The sequence below is a fragment of the Streptomyces sp. NPDC034085 genome, assembly GCF_055575555.1.
In genome coordinates, this window is sequence record NZ_JBVISL010000002.1 from 982,261 (window position 1) to 1,002,014 (window position 19,754).

The 19,754-nt window shown below is 74.0% G+C and carries 17 protein-coding genes; 13 read left to right on the forward strand and 4 right to left on the reverse strand.

Features of this window, described 5'->3' with window-relative positions; genetic code table 11:
- Positions 1 to 18 precede the first annotated feature (18 nt).
- The 7 genes from ACZ501_RS09900 to ACZ501_RS09930 all read left to right on the forward strand — a co-directional run bounded on the left by ACZ501_RS09900 (position 19) and on the right by ACZ501_RS09930 (position 7,815).
- Complete coding sequence (locus tag ACZ501_RS09900) at positions 19 to 2,235, forward strand: putative bifunctional diguanylate cyclase/phosphodiesterase (protein ID WP_361599078.1); 2,217 nt, start codon at positions 19 to 21, stop codon at positions 2,233 to 2,235.
- A 149-nt stretch (positions 2,236 to 2,384) separates the two neighbouring features.
- Positions 2,385 to 2,681, forward strand: a complete 297-nt coding sequence (gene gatC / locus ACZ501_RS09905) for an Asp-tRNA(Asn)/Glu-tRNA(Gln) amidotransferase subunit GatC (protein WP_007266718.1) — start codon at positions 2,385 to 2,387, stop codon at positions 2,679 to 2,681.
- A 5-nt stretch (positions 2,682 to 2,686) separates the two neighbouring features.
- Complete coding sequence (gatA, locus tag ACZ501_RS09910; RefSeq protein ID WP_468793727.1) at positions 2,687 to 4,186, forward strand: Asp-tRNA(Asn)/Glu-tRNA(Gln) amidotransferase subunit GatA; 1,500 nt, start codon at positions 2,687 to 2,689, stop codon at positions 4,184 to 4,186.
- Positions 4,183 to 4,428 carry a hypothetical protein gene (locus ACZ501_RS09915; protein ID WP_030295076.1) on the forward strand — a complete coding sequence of 82 codons (246 nt, stop codon included), beginning with the start codon at positions 4,183 to 4,185 and terminating at the stop codon, positions 4,426 to 4,428. The genes gatA and ACZ501_RS09915 overlap by 4 nt, the downstream gene beginning before the upstream one ends.
- 15 nt (positions 4,429 to 4,443) lie before the next feature.
- Complete coding sequence (gene gatB, locus ACZ501_RS09920; RefSeq protein WP_361599070.1) at positions 4,444 to 5,955, forward strand: Asp-tRNA(Asn)/Glu-tRNA(Gln) amidotransferase subunit GatB; 1,512 nt, start codon at positions 4,444 to 4,446, stop codon at positions 5,953 to 5,955.
- Positions 5,956 to 6,110: 155 nt separating this feature from the next.
- Entirely contained in the window at positions 6,111 to 7,103 is a 993-nt protein-coding gene (locus ACZ501_RS09925; protein WP_468793730.1) for a GlxA family transcriptional regulator, read from the forward strand.
- A gap of 91 nt (positions 7,104 to 7,194) precedes the next feature.
- Positions 7,195 to 7,815, forward strand: a complete 621-nt coding sequence (locus ACZ501_RS09930; RefSeq protein ID WP_361599064.1) for an isochorismatase family protein — start codon at positions 7,195 to 7,197, stop codon at positions 7,813 to 7,815.
- A gap of 15 nt (positions 7,816 to 7,830) precedes the next feature.
- Here the strand turns inward: ACZ501_RS09930 and ACZ501_RS09935 are convergent, their stop codons facing one another.
- The 4 genes from ACZ501_RS09935 to ACZ501_RS09950 all read right to left on the reverse strand — a co-directional run bounded on the left by ACZ501_RS09935 (position 7,831) and on the right by ACZ501_RS09950 (position 12,006).
- Positions 7,831 to 8,442 (reverse strand): GNAT family N-acetyltransferase, encoded by a 612-nt coding sequence (locus ACZ501_RS09935; RefSeq protein WP_468793733.1) that lies wholly within the window; start codon positions 8,440 to 8,442, stop codon positions 7,831 to 7,833.
- A complete protein-coding gene (locus tag ACZ501_RS09940) occupies positions 8,439 to 10,529 on the reverse strand; it encodes a penicillin acylase family protein (RefSeq protein WP_468793736.1) in 2,091 nt (696 codons plus the stop codon). The genes ACZ501_RS09935 and ACZ501_RS09940 overlap by 4 nt, the downstream gene beginning before the upstream one ends.
- Before the next feature lie 78 nt (positions 10,530 to 10,607).
- Complete coding sequence (locus ACZ501_RS09945) at positions 10,608 to 11,117, reverse strand: DinB family protein (RefSeq protein WP_361599055.1); 510 nt, start codon at positions 11,115 to 11,117, stop codon at positions 10,608 to 10,610.
- Positions 11,118 to 11,184: 67 nt separating this feature from the next.
- A complete protein-coding gene (locus ACZ501_RS09950) occupies positions 11,185 to 12,006 on the reverse strand; it encodes a GNAT family N-acetyltransferase (RefSeq protein WP_468793739.1) in 822 nt (273 codons plus the stop codon).
- Between the two features lie 54 nt (positions 12,007 to 12,060).
- On the opposite strand from ACZ501_RS09950, the gene ACZ501_RS09955 reads away from it, so the two are divergent.
- The 6 genes from ACZ501_RS09955 (at position 12,061) to ACZ501_RS09980 (ending at position 19,717) form a co-directional block, all read left to right on the forward strand.
- The gene (locus ACZ501_RS09955) at positions 12,061 to 12,453 is read left to right on the forward strand and encodes a cupin domain-containing protein (RefSeq protein ID WP_468793742.1); all 393 of its coding nucleotides are present in this window, start codon (positions 12,061 to 12,063) and stop codon (positions 12,451 to 12,453) included.
- A 205-nt stretch (positions 12,454 to 12,658) separates the two neighbouring features.
- Positions 12,659 to 14,893, forward strand: coding sequence for an MMPL family transporter (locus ACZ501_RS09960; RefSeq protein ID WP_468793745.1), 2,235 nt, complete (start codon positions 12,659 to 12,661; stop codon positions 14,891 to 14,893).
- A gap of 27 nt (positions 14,894 to 14,920) precedes the next feature.
- Positions 14,921 to 15,475 (forward strand): GNAT family N-acetyltransferase, encoded by a 555-nt coding sequence (locus ACZ501_RS09965; RefSeq protein ID WP_361599043.1) that lies wholly within the window; start codon positions 14,921 to 14,923, stop codon positions 15,473 to 15,475.
- A 103-nt stretch (positions 15,476 to 15,578) separates the two neighbouring features.
- Positions 15,579 to 16,205, forward strand: a complete 627-nt coding sequence (locus ACZ501_RS09970) for a hypothetical protein (protein ID WP_468793748.1) — start codon at positions 15,579 to 15,581, stop codon at positions 16,203 to 16,205.
- A 189-nt stretch (positions 16,206 to 16,394) separates the two neighbouring features.
- On the forward strand, positions 16,395 to 16,562 hold the full coding sequence (locus tag ACZ501_RS09975) for a hypothetical protein (RefSeq protein ID WP_362455832.1): 168 nt from the start codon (positions 16,395 to 16,397) through the stop codon (positions 16,560 to 16,562).
- A gap of 80 nt (positions 16,563 to 16,642) precedes the next feature.
- The gene (locus ACZ501_RS09980) at positions 16,643 to 19,717 is read left to right on the forward strand and encodes a helix-turn-helix transcriptional regulator (RefSeq protein WP_468793849.1); all 3,075 of its coding nucleotides are present in this window, start codon (positions 16,643 to 16,645) and stop codon (positions 19,715 to 19,717) included.
- The last annotated feature ends 37 nt before the right edge of the window (positions 19,718 to 19,754 follow it).

Genomic DNA, 19,754 nt, shown 5'->3' on the forward strand with positions numbered 1-19,754 from the left:
GCTGTGAGAGGGACGGGCATGAAACCCACCGAAAGCGCCGACCCGTCACCTGAATTCGGCGGGGAGATCCCGCCCGTACGGGCGGGCCGGCTGGGTGTCCTGGGTGCCAGGACACCGGAGACCCGCGCCCTGGAGCAGGGAGCGGGCGGACCGGGCCGGCAGGGACGGCGCACCGTGCTGCCCCTCGCGCTCGTGTGCCTCTCCGCCGTGGTGCTCGCCGCCGGCATCGCCTCGGCGCTGACCGACCGTCAGGCGCTGTTCCCCGGCGGCCCGGTGGGGTGGGCGCTCGCCCTGCTCACCGGCATCATCGTCGGCCACCTGGTCGCCCTGGGCCGCGACCGCTGGTGGGGCGGCACCGGATCCGGTGCCGCGCTCACCCTCGGGGTGCTCATCCTCTACGGATGGATCCCCGCCGGACTCGTCTCCCTGGCCGTGGTGTCCCTCGTCGGGGCCGCGCGCCGGCAGCGCTGGCGGCAGGGCCTGCTGCACGGCTCCGTCGACATCCTCGGCATCGGCGCGGGGGCCCTCGTCCTGGCCGCCTTCGGTGACGCGCCGAGCGTCGAGAGGCCGTGGCTGCCGATGGACTGGGACCTCGCGGCGGCCCCCGAGGTGGTCCTCGTCGCCCTCTCCTACCTGCTGGTCACCCGGATCCTGTTGTGGTTCGCCCTCGCCCCGCGCGGCGGCGGGCTGCCCACCGTCGCCCGTACGGCCCTGCTGCGCCAGGCCCTGGTCGCCGGGGCCCTGCTCGGCATCGCCCCGCTCATCTGCGTGGTGGCCAGCACCCAGCCGGTGCTGCTGCCGCTGTTCGCCGTACCGCTCATCGCCCTCGACTCGACCCTGTGGATCGCCCGTGCCCGCGCCGAGGAGCAGCTGCGCGACCCGCTGACCGGGCTGCCGAACCGGCAGTGGCTGCTGGAGCGGGCCTGGTCCGCGCTGGACGAGGCCGAACGCCTGGGCACCCGGTCGGCCCTCGTGCTCATCGACCTGGACCGCTTCCGCGCCGTCAACGACACGCTGGGCCACCTCGCCGGGGACCGGCTGCTGCTCCAGATCGCCGAGCGGCTGCGCCAGGCGCTCCCGGCCGAGGCGGAGGCGGCCCGGCTCGGCGGCGACGAGTTCGCCGTACTGCTGCCCACCACCGACTCCACCACCAGCGCCCAGCGGGTGGCCCGCAACCTGGTCGCCGAGCTCAGCTCCCCGCTGGACCTCGACGGCCTCACCCTGGTCCTGGAGGCCAGCGCCGGGCTCGCCGTCTTCCCCGACCACGCGCTGGACGCCGAAGGGCTGCTGCGCCGGGCCGACGTGGCCATGTACCAGGCCAAGCGCGACCGGACGGGCGTGGAGGTCTACGAGTCCAAGCGCGACAGCAACACCCCCGACCGGCTCGGCCTCCTCGGCGACCTGCGCCGGGCCCTGGACGCCGGCGAGGTGGAACTCCACTACCAGCCCAAGGTCCGCTTCGACGGGCAGGTCGCGGGCCTGGAGGCGCTGGTCCGCTGGGTGCACCCCGAGCGGGGCCGGGTCTCCCCGGACGAGTTCATCGCGATCGCCGAGACCTCCGGGCTGATGCCGCACCTGACGGAGTACGTCCTGGAGACCGCCCTCGCCCAGGTCGCCCGGTGGCGGGCGCAGGGCCTGAAGGTCCCCGTCGCCGTCAACGTCTCGCCGCGCGACGTCCACACCCCGGGCTTCGCCGGAGCCGTCGCGGCGCGGCTCGCCCGGCACGGCGTCCCGGCGAGCGGCCTCCAGTTGGAGATAACGGAACACGTCCTGCTGGAGGACCCGCAGCGGGCGGCCGACACCATGGCCGGGCTGACCGGCCACGGAGTCAAGATGTCCCTGGACGACTTCGGCACCGGCTACTCCTCCCTGGTGCACCTGCGGCGGCTCCCGGTGAGCGAGCTGAAGATCGACCGCTCGTTCGTGGCGCGGCTGGCCGTCGACGCCCAGGACGCGGAGATCGTCCGCTGCACGGTCGACCTCGCCCACTCCCTGGGCCTGCTGGTCGTCGCCGAGGGCGTCGAGGACGACGAGACCTGGGAGCGCCTGCGCGACCTCGGCTGCGACGCCGTGCAGGGCTGGCTGGTCGCCGCCGCCATGCCCCCGCAGGAGGCCACCGCCTGGCTCCTGGCCCGCGGCGAGCGCGGCTGGCGCCGACCGGCCGACATCACGGCGGAACTCGCCGCCGCGGCCTCCTCCACCGCCGCCGCCACCTCCGACACCCCGGCCCCGTAGGCGGACGGGGCGGCGGGAAGCGGCCGGCGCGCGGTGGTGCGGCCCGGCCGCGGAAGGGGGCGGCGGCAAACCGTTTAACGGGTCGGGGGCCCGGCCCCATAGGATTGGGGCCGAAACCTACACACTCACCACCCCCAGAGGATCGCTGCATGCCTGGCATCACGCGCGAGGAGGTCGCCCACCTCGCTCGGCTGGCACGTCTGGAGCTGAAGAGCGAAGAGCTCGACCACTTCGCAGGACAGCTCGACGACATCATCGGCGCGGTCGCCCGCGTTTCCGAGGTCGCCGACCAAGACGTCCCGCCGACCTCCCACCCGCTGCCGCTGACGAACGTCATGCGCGCGGACGAGGTCCGTCCCTCGCTCACCCCCGAGCAGGCGCTTTCCGGTGCTCCCGCCCAGGAGCAGCAGCGTTTCAAGGTGCCGCAGATCCTGGGGGAGGACTAATCACCATGGCCGACACCCACATCATCAAGCTCACGGCCGCCGAGACCGCCGAGAAGATCGCCTCCGGCGAGCTCACGGCCGTCGAGGTCACCGAGGCCCACCTCGCGCGCATCGAGGCGACGGACGAGAAGGTCAACGCCTTCCTGCACGTCGACCGCGAGGGCGCACTCGAGCAGGCCCGCGCCGTGGACGCCAAGCGCGAGCGCGGCGAGGAGCTCGGCCCGCTGGCCGGCGTCCCGCTCGCCCTCAAGGACATCTTCACCACCACCGGGGTCCCGACCACCGTCGGTTCGAAGATCCTCGAGGGCTGGATCCCGCCCTATGACGCCACCGTGACGCGCAAGCTCAAGGAAGCCGGCGTCGTCATCCTCGGCAAGACCAACATGGACGAGTTCGCCATGGGGTCCTCCACCGAGAACAGCGCCTTCGGCCCCACCGGCAACCCCTGGGACCTCACCCGGATCCCCGGCGGCTCCGGCGGCGGTTCCGCGGCCGCGCTGGCCGCCTTCCAGGCCCCGCTCGCCATCGGCACCGACACCGGCGGCTCCATCCGCCAGCCCGCCGCCGTCACCGGCACCGTCGGCGTGAAGCCCACGTACGGCGGTGTCTCCCGCTACGGCATGGTGGCCTTCTCCTCCTCCCTGGACCAGGGCGGCCCGTGCGCCCGTACGGTCCTGGACGCGGCCCTCCTGCACGAGGTCATCGCCGGCCACGACCCGCTCGACTCCACATCCATCGACGCCCCGGTCCCGCCGGTCGTCGAGGCCGCCCGCAACGGCTCCGTGGCCGGCATGCGCGTCGGTGTGGTCAAGCAGTTCGCCGGCGAGGGCTACCAGGCCGGTGTCATCCAGCGCTTCAACGAGTCGGTGGAGCTGCTCAAGGAGCTCGGCGCCGAGATCGTCGAGCTGGACTGCCCGTCCTTCGACCTCGCCATGGCCGCCTACTACCTGATCGCGCCGTCCGAGGCCTCCTCGAACCTGGCCCGCTTCGACGCCATGCGCTACGGCCTGCGCGTCGGCGACGACGGCACGAAGTCCGCCGAGGACGTCACCGCCCTGACCCGCGAGGCGGGCTTCGGCGACGAGGTCAAGCGCCGCATCATCCTCGGCACGTACGCGCTCAGCTCCGGTTACTACGACGCGTACTACGGCTCCGCCCAGAAGGTCCGCACGCTCATCAGGAAGGACTTCGAGAAGTCCTTCGAGCAGGTCGACGTGATCGTCTCCCCGACCACCCCGACCACCGCCTTCGCGATCGGTGAGCGCACCGACGACCCGCTGGCGATGTACCTCGCGGACCTGTGCACCATCCCGACCAACCTGGCCGGCAACTCCGCCATGTCGCTGCCGTGCGGCCTGGCACCGGAGGACGGCCTGCCGGTCGGACTGCAGATCATCGCCCCGGCGATGAAGGACGACCGGCTGTACAAGGTCGGTGCCGCCGTCGAGGCCGCCTTCACCGCGCGCTGGGGTCACCCGCTGCTCGAGGAGGCTCCGTCGCTGTGAGTTCCAGTGCACTGTCCAAGGCCAAGGGCTTCAAGAAGTCCAAGTCCGGCACGTACCTGTCGATCGGCACCACCGCGTTCGGTGCCATCAGCGTGATCAAGCAGGCCAGGAAGGCCCGCACCGAGAACGACACGCTGAAGCTGGTCGACGCCGTTGTGTCCGCCGCCGCCATCGTCACCGGCCTCGCGATCCTGTACCGCGAGCTGAAGCGCCTCGGCGACGACGACGTCCTGCTGGGCTGAGAGGGAAGTTTCACCGTGACCACCTTCACCGAACTGCTGTCGTACGAGGACGCCCTCGCGTCGTACGACCCCGTCATGGGCCTCGAGGTCCATGTCGAGCTCGGCACCAAGACCAAGATGTTCTGCGGCTGTTCCACCGAGCTGGGCGCCGAGCCCAACTCGCAGACCTGCCCGACCTGCCTCGGTCTGCCCGGCTCCCTCCCGGTCGTCAACGCGATCGGCGTCGAGTCCGCCGTCAAGATCGGCCTCGCTCTCAACTGCGAGATCGCCGAGTGGTGCCGCTTCGCCCGGAAGAACTACTTCTATCCGGACATGCCGAAGAACTTCCAGACCTCCCAGTACGACGAGCCCATCGCCTTCAACGGCTACCTGGACGTCCAGCTGGAGGACGGCGAGGTCTTCCGCGTGGAGATCGAGCGCGCCCACATGGAGGAGGACACCGGCAAGTCGCTGCACGTCGGCGGCGCCACCGGCCGCATCCACGGCGCGTCCCACTCCCTGCTGGACTACAACCGCGCCGGCATCCCGCTCATCGAGATCGTCACCAAGCCCATCGAGGGCGCGGGCGAGCGGGCCCCCGAGGTCGCCAAGGCGTACGTCGCCGAGCTGCGCGAGGTCATCAAGGCGCTCGGCGTCTCCGAGGCCCGCATGGACAAGGGCCAGATGCGCTGCGACGTCAACCTGTCGCTGCGCCCCTCGCCCGAGGCGCCGTACGGCACCCGCAGCGAGACGAAGAACGTCAACTCGCTGCGCTCCGTCGAGCGCGCGGCCCGCTTCGAGATCCAGCGCCACGCGGCGGTGCTCTCGTCCGGCGGCTCGATCGTGCAGGAGACCCGGCACTTCCACGAGGAGGACGGCTCCACCACGGCCGGCCGCATCAAGGACAACGCCGAGGACTACCGCTACTTCCCGGAGCCGGACCTGGTGCCCGTGGCCCCGGCCCGCGCCTGGGTCGAGGAGCTGCGCGCCGGTCTGCCCGAGATGCCGCGCGTGCGCCGCAACCGCCTCCGCGAGGAGTGGGGCGTCACCGAGCACGACATGCAGTCGATCCTCAACGCCGGCGCCGTGGACTCCATCGTCGCCACCATCGAGGAGGGCGCCGACTCGGCCGCCGCCCGCAAGTGGTGGATGGGCGAGCTGGCCCGCAACGCCAACGAGAAGGGTGTCTCGGTCGACGAGCTGCCGATCACCCCGGCCCAGGTGGCACGGGTCGCGGCGCTCGTCGCGGAGGGCTCGCTCAACGACAAGCTGGCCCGCCAGGTCATCGAGGGCGTCCTCGCCGGCGAGGGCACCCCGGACGAGGTCGTCGACAAGCGCGGCCTGAAGGTGGTCTCGGACGAGGGCGCGCTCGGCGCGGCCGTGGACGAGGCCATCGCGGGCAACGCGGCCATCGCCGACAAGATCCGCGGCGGCAAGATCGCCGCTGTCGGCGCCCTGGTCGGCGCGGTCATGAAGACCACCCGCGGCCAGGCCGACGCGGCCCGCGTCAAGGAGCTCATCCTGGAACGCCTGGGCGTCGAGGGCTGATCCCTCCCCGCTCCTGACGAAGGCCCCGCACCGTCTCCCGGTGCGGGGCCTTCGCCGTGTCCCGCGGGGCCGTGGGGGCGCGGGTGGTGCGGCGTGTCCGGATGTGACGGGGAATCGTCATGGTGGCCACGGCGGAGCCACGTGAGGATGGGGTCATGCCCACTTCGCACCGGGTCGTCATCGCGGTCTTCCCCGATGTCGACCTCCTCGACGTCACCGGTCCGGCCGAGGTCTTCGCCCTGGCCAACCGGGAGACCGGCGGGCGGGCCGGTTACGAGGTCCTCCTCGCGGGGCCCGTCGCCGGTCCGGTGCGGACGTCGGCCGGAGTGCGGCTGCTCGCGGACGTCACCTTCGACGAGGTCCGCGAGCGGGTGGACACCCTGCTGGTGCCCGGCGCGGTCGACATGACCGACGCCGGCCCCGTCGCCCGGATCGACGACACCGTCGTGGCGTGGGTGCGCGAGACCGCCCCGCACGCCCGGCGGGTGGCGTCGGTGTGCGTGGGGGCGCACGTGCTGGCGGCCGCGGGGCTGCTGGACGGGCGGACGGCGACCACCCACTGGTCGACCGCCGGCCAGCTGGCGGCCGACCACCCGGAGGTCACGGTCGACCCCGATCCGATCTTCGTGCGCACCGACCGCGGCCGGCTGTGGACCGGGGCCGGCATCAGCGCCTGCCTGGACCTGGCGCTGGCCCTCGTCGCGGAGGACCTGGGCGAGCAGACCGCGCTGGCGGTGGCCCGGCAGCTGGTGATGTACCTCAAGCGGCAGGGCGGCCAGAGCCAGTTCTCGGTGCCGCTGAGCCGGCCCGCGGCGGGTCGGCGGGACATCGACGACCTGCGGCTGTGGATCGCCGACCACCTCGACGCGGACCTGTCCGCACCCGCCCTCGCGGCCCGGATGTGCCTGAGCGAGCGGCACTTCGCCCGCGTCTTCACCCAGGAGACGGGTACCAGTCCCGCCGCCTACGTCGAGGCGGCCCGCATCGAGGCGGCCCGGCGCGTACTGGAGACCACGGACAGCCCGCTCGGGCAGGTCGCGGCCGCCGCCGGGCTGGGCTCGGCGGAGACCCTGCACCGGGCCTTCCGCCGGCAGCTGGCCACGACTCCGGCGGCCTACCGCCGCCGTTTCCGTACGCAGACCGGCTGACCCGCACCCTTCCTGGCGGGGGAGCCGGCTTCGCCAAGGCCTCCCGCCGCCCGCTTCATCCCTCTTTGTTCCTCGTAGGAAAGGCCCCTCCATGAGCACGCACACCGCGTCCACGACCCTGCGCGACCTGAGCGGACTGGACAGCCGGCCGCCCCGGCTGGGCGACTGCGTCCTGATCATGATCGACTTCCAGAACACGTACCGCACCGGCGTGATGGCCCTGGACGGCGCCGAAGAGGCCCTCGCGGCCGGTGCCGGGCTGCTGGAGCGCGCCCGCGCCGCCGGCGCCCCGGTCGTCCACATCGTCAACGACGGCGGCGAGGGCACCCCGTACGACATCCGTGCCCGCATCGGCGCCATCAGCGACGAGGTCGCCCCGGCCGAGGGCGAGCCGGTGGTGGTCAAGCGGTTCCCGAACGCCTTCCACGCCACCGAGCTGGAGAAGACGCTGACCGGGCTGGGCTTCGGGGCCGGCAGCGGCGGGGCCTTGGTGCTGGCCGGCTTCATGACGCACATGTGCGTGGCCTCCACCGCCGAGGGGGCCTTCACCCTCGGCTACCGGCCCACCGTGGTGGCCGAGGCCACCGCGACCCGCGCCCTGGCCGCGCCGGACGGCGCCGTGGTGCCCGCGGCGGCCCTCCAGGCCGCCGCGCTGACCACGGTCACCGACCTGTTCGGGCTCGTCGTGCCCGGCGCGGACGCCCTCCGGTAGCGATCACCGCGTCCGTCAGCGGGCCGCCGCCGGCGCGCTGAGGAAGGCCAGGCGGGCCCGCTTCGCGGGGAGCTGTACCTCCGGCAGGTCGATCTCCGGCAGTTCGACCTCCGGGCCGAGCACGAAGCCGGTCCGCTCCAGCAGGCCGACGGCCTTGGCGTTGCGGGCGTCCGGCTCGGCGACGACGCGGCGGGCTGCCGGGTCGGAGAACACGAAGCCGATGAAGACCGTCATCAATGCCCCGGTGAAGCCGTGCCGGACCCCGCCGCGGCTCGGACCGATCAGCAGGTGCACGCCGACGTCCCCGGGCCGGACCTCATAGCACGCGCCGACCCGGTCCTCGGCGCAGTCGTACGTCTGGAACAGCGCGACCCGCTCGCCGTCGCGGGCGACCATGAACGCGTGGTGGGTGGTACGGCGGTCGACGTCCTCGTAGACCTCCTGGACCAGTGCGCGGTCGGCGCCGCCCATGCCCCAGAAGCGCGCCCGCTCCTCGGTGACCCAGCTGTGGATCAGCGCGGAGTCGGCGGCGGGGTCGACGGGGGTGATGGTGACGGTGCCGAAGCCCTCGACGTGCCGGGTGTGGACGGGCGTGCGGGCGGGGGCGGAGCCGGGGGCGGGGATCATGTGCGGTCCTTGGTGAGGCGGGCCCAGTCGGTGACGACGGGTACGAGTTCGCAGCGCGCCCACAGGGGGAGCTGGTCGCGGTGGTGCGGGGAGCCGGCGACGCCGTCGGCGCCCAGCGGGACCACCCAGAGGCTGTCCTCGCGGCGGCCCAGGTCCCACACGTAGCGGGCGGCGGAGGCGCGGGCGGCGCGGTCGGTGACGCCGGGGACGGAGGAGGTGGCGTTGACGCAGTCGTGGTCGCCGCCCAGGCCCGGCCACCCGGCCTCCGGGTCCGGCAGCGCCGACCAGGGGGTGAGGACGTGGAGCTGCGACCAGGCGGTCTCGGGGGCGTCGGCCGCGGCCGTCTCCTCCAGGGCGGCGCGGACGTGCGCGGCGCGGTCGAGGCCGGGGAGGAGGCTGGTGGTCAGCAGGCCTTCGAGGGCGTAGCCCACCCGCGGCAGGAGGTACAGCCAGGGGTGGAAGACCTCCGGGCCGCCGGGGGCCGGAGCGAGGTCCGCGAAGACGCGGTCGCCGGCGAGGCGGCGTACGGTCGCGCTCCGGAAGGACGCGAAGACGGCGGCGTCGGTGCTGTCGGCGTCCATGCGCCGGTCCCAGGCGAGGAGCCGCTCTCGGAGCCGGCCGGCGGCGGGGGAGAGGTCCCGGAGGGCGGGCAGCAGCGCGAGCAGCGGTCCGGCGGAGCCCAGGTACGTGTCGCCGTGTACGCCGGCCATCGCCTGCGGGGTCCAGTCCGCCGAGCCGCTGAGCAGCTCGCGGATCCGGTCGGCCCGGTGCGGGGGTGCGAACTCCACGCCGAGCGGGGACGCGATCCCCCGCGCGTTCGCCATGACGGCGAAGCCCTGCACCGGCTCGGCGGGGGTCGCCGCCCAGCCCTGCCAGGCGTGGCGGGCGTCCCAGGCGGGCACCGGCCGGAGCCGGTTGGCGGCGTCGCGCAGCGGCACGGCCCCCGCGACCCGGTGCAGGAGGCCGCCTCGGGAGTCGGCGGCGTGGACGACGTTGACGGGCTCGGCCCAGCCGTCGAGGGCGCGGTCGACGTCGGCGACCGTGCGGGCGCGGAGCAGGGCGGGCAGCGCGGCGAAGCCGAGGTCGCGGCGGACGCGCGGGGGGTAGCGCAGGGAGAGCGCGTCGGCGCCGTCGGGGACGAGGCCGTCGTCGGGGCGGGTGCCGTCGCTGCCCGTGCGGATGACGACCGGGCCGCGCCGGGTCTCCAGCACCTCCACCTCGACGTCGGCGGCCCCGGCCACGGAGAGGGTCTCGGTGTGGCGGGCGACCGGCTCCCAGGCGCCGTCGGGTCCCAGCGCCTCCAGGCCGTCGGCGGTGGGGCGCAGCCGCTCGGCGTAGAGGTCCTGGTAGTCGGCCATGGCGTTGGTGATGGCCCAGGCGGCGCTGCCGGTGTGGCCGAAGTGGGCGAGCCCGGGTACGCCGGGGACGGCCAGGCCGAGGACGTCGTACTCGGGGCAGGAGAGGCGGATCTGCTGGTAGACGCCCGGGTCCTCGATGAACCGGTGCGGGTCGCCCGCGATGATCGCCGCGCCGGTGGCGGTCCGGTCGCCCGGGACCAGCCAGCCGTTGCTGCCGGCGGTTCCGGGGCCGTCGGTCGCGAAGAGGGTGGCGGCGTCGTCGCCGAGGACGCGGGCGACGCGCTGGCGCCAGAGCTTGGTGGCGAACCCCGCGAAGAGGACGTGCGTGGCGGTCCAGACGGACAGCGGGACCCAGGGCTCCCAGGGGGCGGGGGTGTGACCGGTGCGCGCGAAGCGCTCGTCCCGGGCGGCGCCCTCGGCGAGCCCGGAGTTGACCCCGTCGACGTAGGCGCGCAGCCAGGCGGCGGTCTCGGGGTCGAGGGCCTCGTGGCAGCGCCGGGCGGTGTCGTCGAGGCGGGCCTGGCGGGCGAAGCGGTCCCAGGTGATGCAGTCGGCGCCGAGGAACGAGGCGCTGGAGCCCTGGGCGCGGTGCCGCTCGACCTCGAGCTGCCAGGCCCGGTCGAGGGCGGTGACGCGGCCCTGGGCGTAGGAGAGGCGCAGGGGGTCGTCGGCGCGCAGGTGCGGAATGCCCCAGTCGTCGCGGTAGACCTCGTAGGCCTCTGTACTCACACTGCTCACACTCTCCCCCGGGCTTGTTAGGTAAGGCTGCCCTAACTATAGGGGGTGGGGGAAGGGGCGGCGCCCTGCCTAGGCGCCGACCGTGCCATCGATGGCCTCGCGGAGGAAGTCGGCGTGGCCGTTGTGCCGGGCGTACTCGTGGATCATGTGCAGCATCACCAGCCGCAGCGAGGCCTCCTGTTCCCACTTCGGGACGTACGCCGTCACCTCCAGGGAGCCGGCGGCCGCCTCGACGGCGCGGGCGTGCTCCACCTCCGCCTCCCACGCCGCGAACGCCTCGGCCCGGGTGGCGCCGGAGGCGTCGTACGCGGCCTGGAAGTCGTGGTCGTCGGACCACAGGTGCGGTACGTCCTGCCCGCCCATCGTGCGGCGGAACCAGTGGCGCTCCACCTCGGCCATGTGCCGGACCAGCCCCAGCAGCGACAGGGTGGAGGGCGGCGAGGCCCGCCGGCGCAGCTCCTCGTCACCGAGCCCCTCGCACTTCCAGGCGAGCGTCGCCCGGTGGTAGTCGAGGTAGGCCCGGAGGGTTTCGCGTTCCCCGCCGGTCAGGGGCGGCCCGATGCGTTCCGTGTTCTCCATGACCAAGATCCTCCCCCGTCGCCCGCCCCCGCGGAAGGCCCCTGCGGGTGCGCGGCGGCCCGCCGGATCAGGCGCCGCCGCCCGTCCACAGGTACGGCGTCGTGACGCCCAGCACGGCGAAGCCCAGCCGCTCCAGGATGGGCCGGCTGTCGTCCGAGGCGTCGACCTGGAGGTAGGGGATGCCGCGGGCCGCCGCCACGCGGGCGCGGTGGGCCACCAGCAGGCGGTAGAGGCCCCGGCCGCGCCACTGCGGGTCGGTGCCGCCGCCCCACAGGCCCGCGAAGGCGCTGCCCGGGCGCATCTCCATCCGGGCCGCGCTCACCGGGGCGTCCCCGGCCATCGCCACGACGGCCTCGATGGTGTCCGGCTCCTCCCGCAGCAGGCTGAGCAGCTGCTGCCGGATGCGCGGCCGCTCGGTGCCGAAGGCCCGGCGGTGGACCTCCATCATCAGGTCCACCCCGGCCTCGTCCGTCACCACCCGCAGGGTGACCCCCTCCGGCGGCTCCACCGGCAGCGAGGCGAGGTCCTCCGTCCGTGCGACCAGCAGGGTCTCCGGAGCCTCCGGTACGAAGCCCGCCGCGAGCAGCCGGTCCCCGAGGTCGGCCGGGCGGTCGTGTGCGTACAGCTTCCACTCGAACTCCGGCCCGCCCTCCTCCCGTCCGCGCGCGCCGAAGTACGCCACCTGCGCCGCGATCTCCGCGTCCGCCGTGTCCTCGTCCAGGTCCGACCAGAGCACGCCGTTCCAGCCGAGCCCGCGCTCCGTCCGGCGTACCACCCCGCCCACCCGCTCGACCCGCGCGTGCGGGGTGTCGGGCTGCGCGTCGCGCCGCATCTGCGCGTCGTACCGGTCGCGCACCTTCAGCAGTTCATCGTGATCAGTCGTCGTCATGCGGTCAGCTGACCAGGAGTCCGGCCGGTCCCACAACTGCATTAGCCTCACCCCGTGAACGACGACCTCGCGATCTACACCGGCAAGGCCACCCCGGACGCCGCAGCCGACCGGGGCTGGCTCCTCGGGCACTTCAAGAGCCCCGGCGATCCCCGCCACAGCGAGGACGTCGAAATCAAGTGGGGCGTCCACCCCAAGGGGGAGGAACGCCGGAAGTGGGTGACCGGGGAGCGGCGCACCGCGCTCCAGGTGCTGATCAGCGGCCGGTTCCGGCTGGAGTTCCCCGGCCGGACCGTGGTCCTCGCCGAGCAGGGGGACTACGTGGTCTGGGGACGCGGAGTCGACCACTCCTGGTACGCGGAGGAGGACACGGTGGTCCTCACCGTCCGCTGGCCCTCGGTCCCCGGCTATCGGGCCGACGAGCCGTCCGCCACCGGACACCAGTGACGAAGGTCCCGCATTCCGCGACAGATCTGTGATGATGCACACGAACCGAACCAACGATCACACATGGCTGGAATCGTGTCGATCGAGGTGTGGACCCCTGGCCGCGGCGGACCTCGCGGCCGACCCGCACACGTTCACGCGTTCATGAGTTCTTTGCGCCGGGCTACCTCCCGCTGAAGATCCGAACCACCAGGGAGCACGTCCGTTGGCAGCAATCGCACGGTGGTGCCTGCGGCACCGACTGGTCACCGTCCTGATCTGGCTGCTCGCCCTCGGCGGGACCGCCGCCGCGGCCGGAGCCGCCGGGACCGCGTTCTCCAACGACTACGAGGTCCCCGGTACGGAATCCGCCAAGGCCCACGCCCTCCTGCGCGAGGGCTTCCACGGGCAGGGCGGCGACACCGACACCATCGTGTGGCGGGCCCCGGAGCACCGCACGGCACGGACCCCGGACATCGAGCAGCGCATGACCCGGGCCCTGGACGCCGTCGCGGCCCTGCCCGGGGTGGCGTCGGTCGCGAGCCCCTACGCACCGGGTCCCGCGGGCGCCGCCCGGATCAGCCGCGACGGACGCACCGCGTACGCGGTGGTGACCTTCGACCGGCAGGCCGACTCGGTACCCAAGGCCCAGGCCAAGGCCGTCGTGGACACCGCGAAGAACCCCACCACCGAGGCCGGGGGCCTCCAGGTCGAACTCGGCGGCCGCGCCGTCGGCCTGACCGGCACACCCAGCGGGCACCTGGCCGAGGTCATCGGCGTCGCCATCGCCGCCGTGGTCCTCTTCCTCGCCTTCGGCTCCCTCGCCGCGAGCCTGCTGCCCATCGCCACCGCCCTCGTCAGCGTCGGCAGCGCCTATTTCGGGATCACCCTCCTCGGGCACGCCATGCCCGTCGCCGACTTCGCCCCGATGCTGGGCACCCTCGTCGGGCTCGGGGTCGGCATCGACTACGCCCTGTTCATCGTGACCCGGCACCGCAAGGGCCTGGCGCGCGGCCTCACCGTCGAGGAGGCCGCCGAGAGCGCCGTCGCCACCACCGGCCGGGCCGTCGTCTTCGCGGGGGCCACCGTCTGCATCGCCCTGCTCGGCATGCTGGTGCTGCGGCTGGACTTCCTCGACGGGGTCGCGCTGGCCGCCTCCCTGACGGTGATCCTGACCGTGGCCGCCTCCGTCACCCTGCTGCCCGCCCTCCTGGCGTACCTCGGCATGCGGGCCCTCTCGCGCCGCGAACGGCGCAGGCTCGCCGCCGACGGCCCCCGGACCCAGCCGCCCGCCGGATTCGCCGCCCGCTGGTCCGCCTTCGTGGAGCGGCACCCCAAACCGCTCGGACTGCTCGCCGTCCTGCTGATGGCGGGGCTGGCGCTGCCGGCCCTCTCGCTCCACCTCGGCACCTCCGACCAGGGCAACGACCCGGCCGCCTCCACCACCCGCAAGGCCTACGACCTGCTGGCCGACGGCTTCGGGCCCGGCACGAACGGTCCGCTCACCGTGGTGGCCCGCCTCGACGGAGCCGGCGACCGCGTCGCCGTCGGCCGGCTGACGGAAGCCCTGCGCACCACCGAGGGCGTCGCCTCGGCCGGCCCGGCCGTCTTCAACCGCAGCGGGGGCACCGCCGTCCTGACGGTCGTACCGGAGTCCGCCCCCCAGGCACGGGCCACGAGCGAGCTGGTCGAGACCCTGCGCCGGGACGTCATCCCGCGCGCCGGGCACGGCAGCTCGATGGACGCCCACGTCGGCGGGGTGACGGCCGGCTACGACGACTTCGCCGAGGTGATCGTCGGCAAGCTGCCGCTCTTCGTCGGGGTGGTCATCGCCCTCGGCTGCGTCCTGCTGCTGCTGGCCTTCCGGTCCATCGGCATCCCCCTCAAGGCCGCCGCCATGAACGTCGCGGCCGTCGCCTCCTCCTTCGGCGTCGTCGTCGCGGTGTTCCAGTGGGGATGGGGGAGCGAACCGCTGGGCCTGGGCAGCGCCGGGCCGATCGAGCCCTTCCTGCCGGTGATCATGGTGTCCGTGCTCTTCGGACTGTCCATGGACTACCAGGTCTTCCTGGTCAGCCGGATGTACGAGGAGTGGCTGGAGACCGGCGACAACAGGCGGGCCGTCCGCGTGGGCCTCGCCGAGACCAGCCGGGTGATCAACTCTGCGGCCGTCATCATGATCTCCGTCTTCCTGGCCTTCGTGCTCAGCGGCGACCGGCTCATCGCGATGTTCGGCATCGCGCTCGCCGCCGCCGTCGCGCTCGACGCCTTCGTCCTGCGCACCCTGCTCGTGCCGGCGCTCATGCACCTGCTCGGCGGCGCGAACTGGTGGATCCCCGCCTGGCTCGACCGCCGGCTGCCCCGGATCAGCATCGAGCCGCCGGAGCGCGGTGCTCCCCGTGCGACACTTCCGTCGCAGCGGCCGGACACCGACCACCCCGAGCCGGCCCACCTGTCCCGCTGACCGGTCACGAGCCGTAAGGAAGCACGCATGTTCGCGAGAGAACTGGCCGAGGACGCCCAGCTGTTCCCGCTGGAGGTGTGGCACGCCGAGGAGTTCCTGGCCCACATGGACCGGGGCCGGGAGTTCATCGGACGGTTCATCGGCCTCCCGGACCGTGCCACCGACCTCGAATCGGCGCGGCACCTGCTCGGCTCCAAGGCGGAGGAGGCCGCCAGGGACGGCGCCCGGCTCTACGGCATCCGCGTCGACGGCACGCTCGTCGGCGGGGTCCTCTTCCGGACCTTCGACGCCGCCGCCGGCAACTGCGAGGTCGGCTGCTGGCTGGAACCCGCCGCGGCCGGCCGCGGGCTGGTCACCAAGGCCTGCCGGATCCTGATCGACTGGGCCTTCCAGCAGCGCGGCATGCACCGCGTGGAGTGGCACGCGGCCTCCGGCAACAAGAGCAGCATCGCCGTCGCCGAACGCCTCGGCCTGACCCGTGAGGGCGTCATGCGGCAGAACCACCTCCACCGCGGCGTCCGCCAGGACACCGAGATCTGGGCCGTCCTCGCCCCCGAATGGGCCGCGGCCCGCCCGGCCTGACCCCCGCCGCCGCAGGCAACGCCACAGCCCGGCGGCCCACCGCCGGCAGGAGTTCCCCGGCCCTCTCAGGAACCTCTCAGAAACGCCGCCTACGGTGCCCGGCATGGACACCATCAAGACCCCCGCCCCCACCGGCCCCGACGCGGACACCGCCGAGGACGAGGCGGCCGCCCCGCACGGGGCCACCACCCCCGCGCCGGCCGCCGCCGACCCCGACGGCGGGGCGCCCGCCGCGGCGGAGGACGACGCGGCGGCCCAGGACGACGCGGCGGCCCAGGACGCGGCGGCCGAGGACGACGCGGCCGCCGAGGACGCGGACGCCCCCGGGCAGAGCACCGGCGTGGGGGCCGCCGCCTGCGCCGTCGTCGCCGCGGGTCTGGGCCTCGTCGCCCTCAGCGGCAGCTGGGTCTCCCGCGTGGCCGCCGAACGCCAGACGCTCATCGGCCAGATCGGGTCGGTCGACGCCACCACGGCCAAGGAGAAGATCGCCGCCCTGTACGGCGACGCCTGGCACATGACCGCCCTCGTCAACGGCGTCCTGTCCACCCTCGCCCTCCTCCTCGCCGTCTTCGTCCTCGCCCGCCCCGCCTTCGGCGCCCCCGGCCGCTTCCACCCCGCCTGGGTCCGCTCCGTCTCCTGGGCCGCCGTCGCCCTCGGCCTCCTCGGAGTGCTGCTCTTCGGCCTCATGTACTTCGACCTCCTCTTCCCCCTCCCCACCGCCGCCGAGTAGGCACCGCCTTACGGGATCCGCCGCCCGGTCTTAGGCCGCACCAGGGCGCCTCCGGCCCCGACGGCCCGGCCCTAAGGACCCCGGCACCCCACAGATGCGGCATGAGCCCCATGTGCCGCACCCCTCTGGGACGCGAATCTCGGATCACACCGAACGAGGTGCCCGAGAAGAGCAACCAGGGAGAACGAGATGTTCGAGTACGAGATCGCCACCGCCCGCCGCGCCGACCTCATCCGCGAGGCCGACCGGTACCGGATCGCCCAGGAGGCCAAGAAGGCCTCCCGCGCCTCCTCCGGGAACAACGAAGCCGAGAGGTCGGTGAGGGGACACCGCGGCCTCTTCACCCGCGTCGCGTGAACCGCGCCGCGGACCGCGTGAACTGACGCGTGATGAGGAGCGCACCGATAACGAGTGCCACCGACCCGCACCTCTGTGCGATGCTCGGCGGCGTGGAGACCAGATCTGTCAGCCCGGTGTTCGTCGGCCGAGCCGACGAACTGGCCGCACTCGTGGACGCCCTGGGGCGCGCCGCCGGCCAGGAGCCGCAGGCCCTGCTCATCGGCGGCGAGGCCGGAGTCGGCAAGACCCGCCTGACCGAGGAGTTCCTCGCGGAGGCCGCCCGCCGCGGAGCCGTGGTGGCCGTCGGGGGTTGTGTGGAGATAGGGGCGGAGGGACTTCCCTTCGCCCCCTTCTCGACCGCCCTGCGCACCCTGCTGCGCCTGCTCCCCGACGAGCTGGCGGAAGCCGCCGCGGGCCAGGAGGACGAACTCGCCCGCATCCTCCCCGAACTCGGCGAGACCCCCCGGGGCCCGCACGACGAGGAGAGCACCGCCCGGCTCTTCGAGCTGACCGCCCGGATGCTGGAACGGCTCGCCGCCGACCGCACCGTCGTGCTCGTCCTGGAGGACCTGCACTGGGCCGACACCTCCACCCGGCACCTGCTCGCCTACCTCTTCCGCACCCTCGGCCGCGGCCGGCTCGTCGTCGTCGCCACCTACCGGGCCGACGACGTCCACCGGCGCCACCCGCTGCGCCCGCTGCTCGCCGAACTCGACCGCCTCCGCACCGTCCACCGCATCGAACTGCCGCGCTTCAACCGGGCCGAGGTGCGCCGTCAGCTCGCCGGCATCCTCGCCTCGCGGCCCGACGAGAGCTTCGTCGACTCCGTCTTCGAACGCTCCGACGGCAACGCCTTCTTCGTAGAGGAACTCGTCGCCTCCCGGGAGAGCGGCTGCCGCACCGGGCTCACCGAATCCCTGCGCGACCTCCTGCTCGTGCGCGTCGAGGTACTGCCCGACGCCGCCCAGCGGGTGGTGCGCATCGTCGCCGAGGGCGGCTCCACCGTCGAGTACGCCCTGCTGCGCGCCGTGGCCCGGCTCGGCGAGGACGAACTCATCGAGGCCCTGCGCGCCGCCGTCGGCGCCAACATCCTGCTGGCCACCACCGACGGCGACGGCTACCGCTTCCGCCACTCGCTGGTCCGCGAGGCCGTCAGCGACGACCTGCTGCCCGGCGAACGCGCCCGCGTCAACCGCCGCTACGCCGAAGCCATGGAAGCCGACGAATCGCTCGTCCGCGCCGAGGAGCGGGTCATCCGGCTGGCCAACTACTGGTACGCCGCCAACGAACCGGCCAAGGCGCTGCCCGCCGTCCTCGCCGCCTCCGTCACGGCCCGCCGCCGGCACGCCTACTCCGAGCAGCTCAGCCTGCTGGAGCGGGCCATGGACCTGTGGGACAGCGTCCCCGACGAGATACGCGCGGACCTGCGCCCCGCCGACTACACCGAGGTGTACCCGCCCTGCGGCTGCGACCCGGCCACCACCCCGCTCCAGCGCCTGGACCTGCTCGCCGAGGCCACCGTCGCCGCCCGGTTCGGCGGAGAGCGCGAACGCGCCCTGAAGCTGACCAAACTGGCCCTGCGGACCCTCGAAGAGGACGGCGACGACCCGCTGCGCGCCGCCTGGTTCTGGACCGAGCGCTCCCGCCTCATCGCCAACCTCGGCCGGGGCGACGGCTGGCAGGAGATCGCCACCGCGCAGGAACTGGTCAAGGGGCTGCCCCCGTCCCAGGTGCACGCCGACGTCCTCGTCCGGGCCGCCGGCTGGGGCATGCTCCACAACCCGGGCCCCGGCAACCTCGCCGCCGCCGAACGGGCCGTGGAGTACGCCCGGATGATCGGCGCCGAGGAGACCGAGCTCAACGCCCGGATCACCTACGGCTGCCTGCTCACCGACTCCGGTGACGGCGCCACCGGCCTCGCCGAGCTGCACGCGGTCAAGGACCGGGCCACCGAGCTCGGGCTCACCGTGGTCGCGGGTCGCGCTCACGTCAACCTCACCTCCCAACTCGAAGCCGCGGGCCGGTCCCGCGAAGCCGTGGAACTGGCCGAACAAGGGGTCGAGCTCGTCAGCAGGTCCCGGCTCCTGGACACCGAGGCCTGGGTCCGCGGGAACATGGCGGAGAGCCTGTACAGCCTGGGCCGCTGGGACGAGGCCGCCGAGGCGGCCCGCCGCACCCTGCAGGTCGGCCAGAGCGCCGCCCCGCGCGGCTCCGCCTCCGCACGCCTGGCCTACCTGGCCCTGGCCCGCGGCGAACTCACCGAGGCCGCCCAGCAGCTCGCCGCCGCCCACACCCACTTCGGCACCCACGACAGCCAGCCCCAGCACCGGCTCCCGCTCTACCGGCTGGCCATCGGCCTGGCCGACGGCGAGGGCCGCATCGCCGACGTCCGCACCGAGACCGCCGACGCCGTCGCCCACGGGTTCCCGCTCGGCCACCACCGCTACGCCTGGCCCCTGCTGCTGGCCTCCGCCTCCGCCGAAGCCGACGCCCGCGGCCTGCCGGCCGCCGACGCAGGCCGCGCCGCCGCCCTGGAGGTGCTGCGCACCGCCGCCCGCTCCCTCGCCACCCCGGCCCCCGTCTGGGCCGCGCACGCCGAGTACCTGCGGGCCGAGCTGCTGCGCGCCGAAGGCCGCGACACCGTCGCCGACTGGACCGCCGTCGAGGCCGCCGTACGCCCCCTCCAGCGCCCGTACCTGCTGGCCCGGGCCCGCCACCGGCTCGCCGAGGCACTGCTGGTCTCGGGCGGGGACCGCGAGAGGGCCGCCGACCTGCTCCGCGACGCCCACGCCGCCGCCGACCGGCTCGGCTCCCGGCGGCTGCGCGAGGACCTGGCCCTGCTCGCGCAGCGCGCCCGGCTCCCGCTGACCGCCGAGGAGACCCACGCGGCCGCAGCGGCCCCCGACACCGACCCCATCGAGGCCCTGGGCCTCACCAGCCGCGAACGGGACGTCCTGCGCCTCGTCGCGACCGGCAGCACCAACCGGCAGATCGCGGAGGAACTCTTCATCTCCCCGAAGACGGCCAGCGTGCACGTCTCGAACATCCTGGCCAAGCTCGCCGTCGCGAGCCGGGGAGAAGCCGCGGCGCTCGCCCACCGGCTGCGCCTCTTCGCCACCCCCCTCAGCCCGGGGTCACCGGCGGCCCCCACCGCTCCGGCGGGGCGCTCCTGAAGGGGAGACCCCCAGCCGGCCGCTCCCGCGGAGCAGT

Coding starts and splice junctions, on each gene's coding strand:
- ACZ501_RS09970 (WP_468793748.1), top strand. CDS start 15,579: ATGGACACCATCAAGACCCCCGCCCCCACCGGCCCCGACGCGGACACC.
- ACZ501_RS09930 (WP_361599064.1), top strand. CDS start 7,195: ATGAGCACGCACACCGCGTCCACGACCCTGCGCGACCTGAGCGGACTG.
- ACZ501_RS09980 (WP_468793849.1), top strand. CDS start 16,643: ATGCTCGGCGGCGTGGAGACCAGATCTGTCAGCCCGGTGTTCGTCGGC.
- ACZ501_RS09950 (WP_468793739.1), bottom strand. CDS start 12,006: ATGACGACGACTGATCACGATGAACTGCTGAAGGTGCGCGACCGGTAC.
- ACZ501_RS09935 (WP_468793733.1), bottom strand. CDS start 8,442: ATGATCCCCGCCCCCGGCTCCGCCCCCGCCCGCACGCCCGTCCACACC.
- gatC (WP_007266718.1), top strand. CDS start 2,385: ATGCCTGGCATCACGCGCGAGGAGGTCGCCCACCTCGCTCGGCTGGCA.
- ACZ501_RS09925 (WP_468793730.1), top strand. CDS start 6,111: ATGCCCACTTCGCACCGGGTCGTCATCGCGGTCTTCCCCGATGTCGAC.
- gatA (WP_468793727.1), top strand. CDS start 2,687: ATGGCCGACACCCACATCATCAAGCTCACGGCCGCCGAGACCGCCGAG.
- ACZ501_RS09945 (WP_361599055.1), bottom strand. CDS start 11,117: ATGGAGAACACGGAACGCATCGGGCCGCCCCTGACCGGCGGGGAACGC.
- ACZ501_RS09900 (WP_361599078.1), top strand. CDS start 19: ATGAAACCCACCGAAAGCGCCGACCCGTCACCTGAATTCGGCGGGGAG.
- ACZ501_RS09965 (WP_361599043.1), top strand. CDS start 14,921: ATGTTCGCGAGAGAACTGGCCGAGGACGCCCAGCTGTTCCCGCTGGAG.
- ACZ501_RS09975 (WP_362455832.1), top strand. CDS start 16,395: ATGTTCGAGTACGAGATCGCCACCGCCCGCCGCGCCGACCTCATCCGC.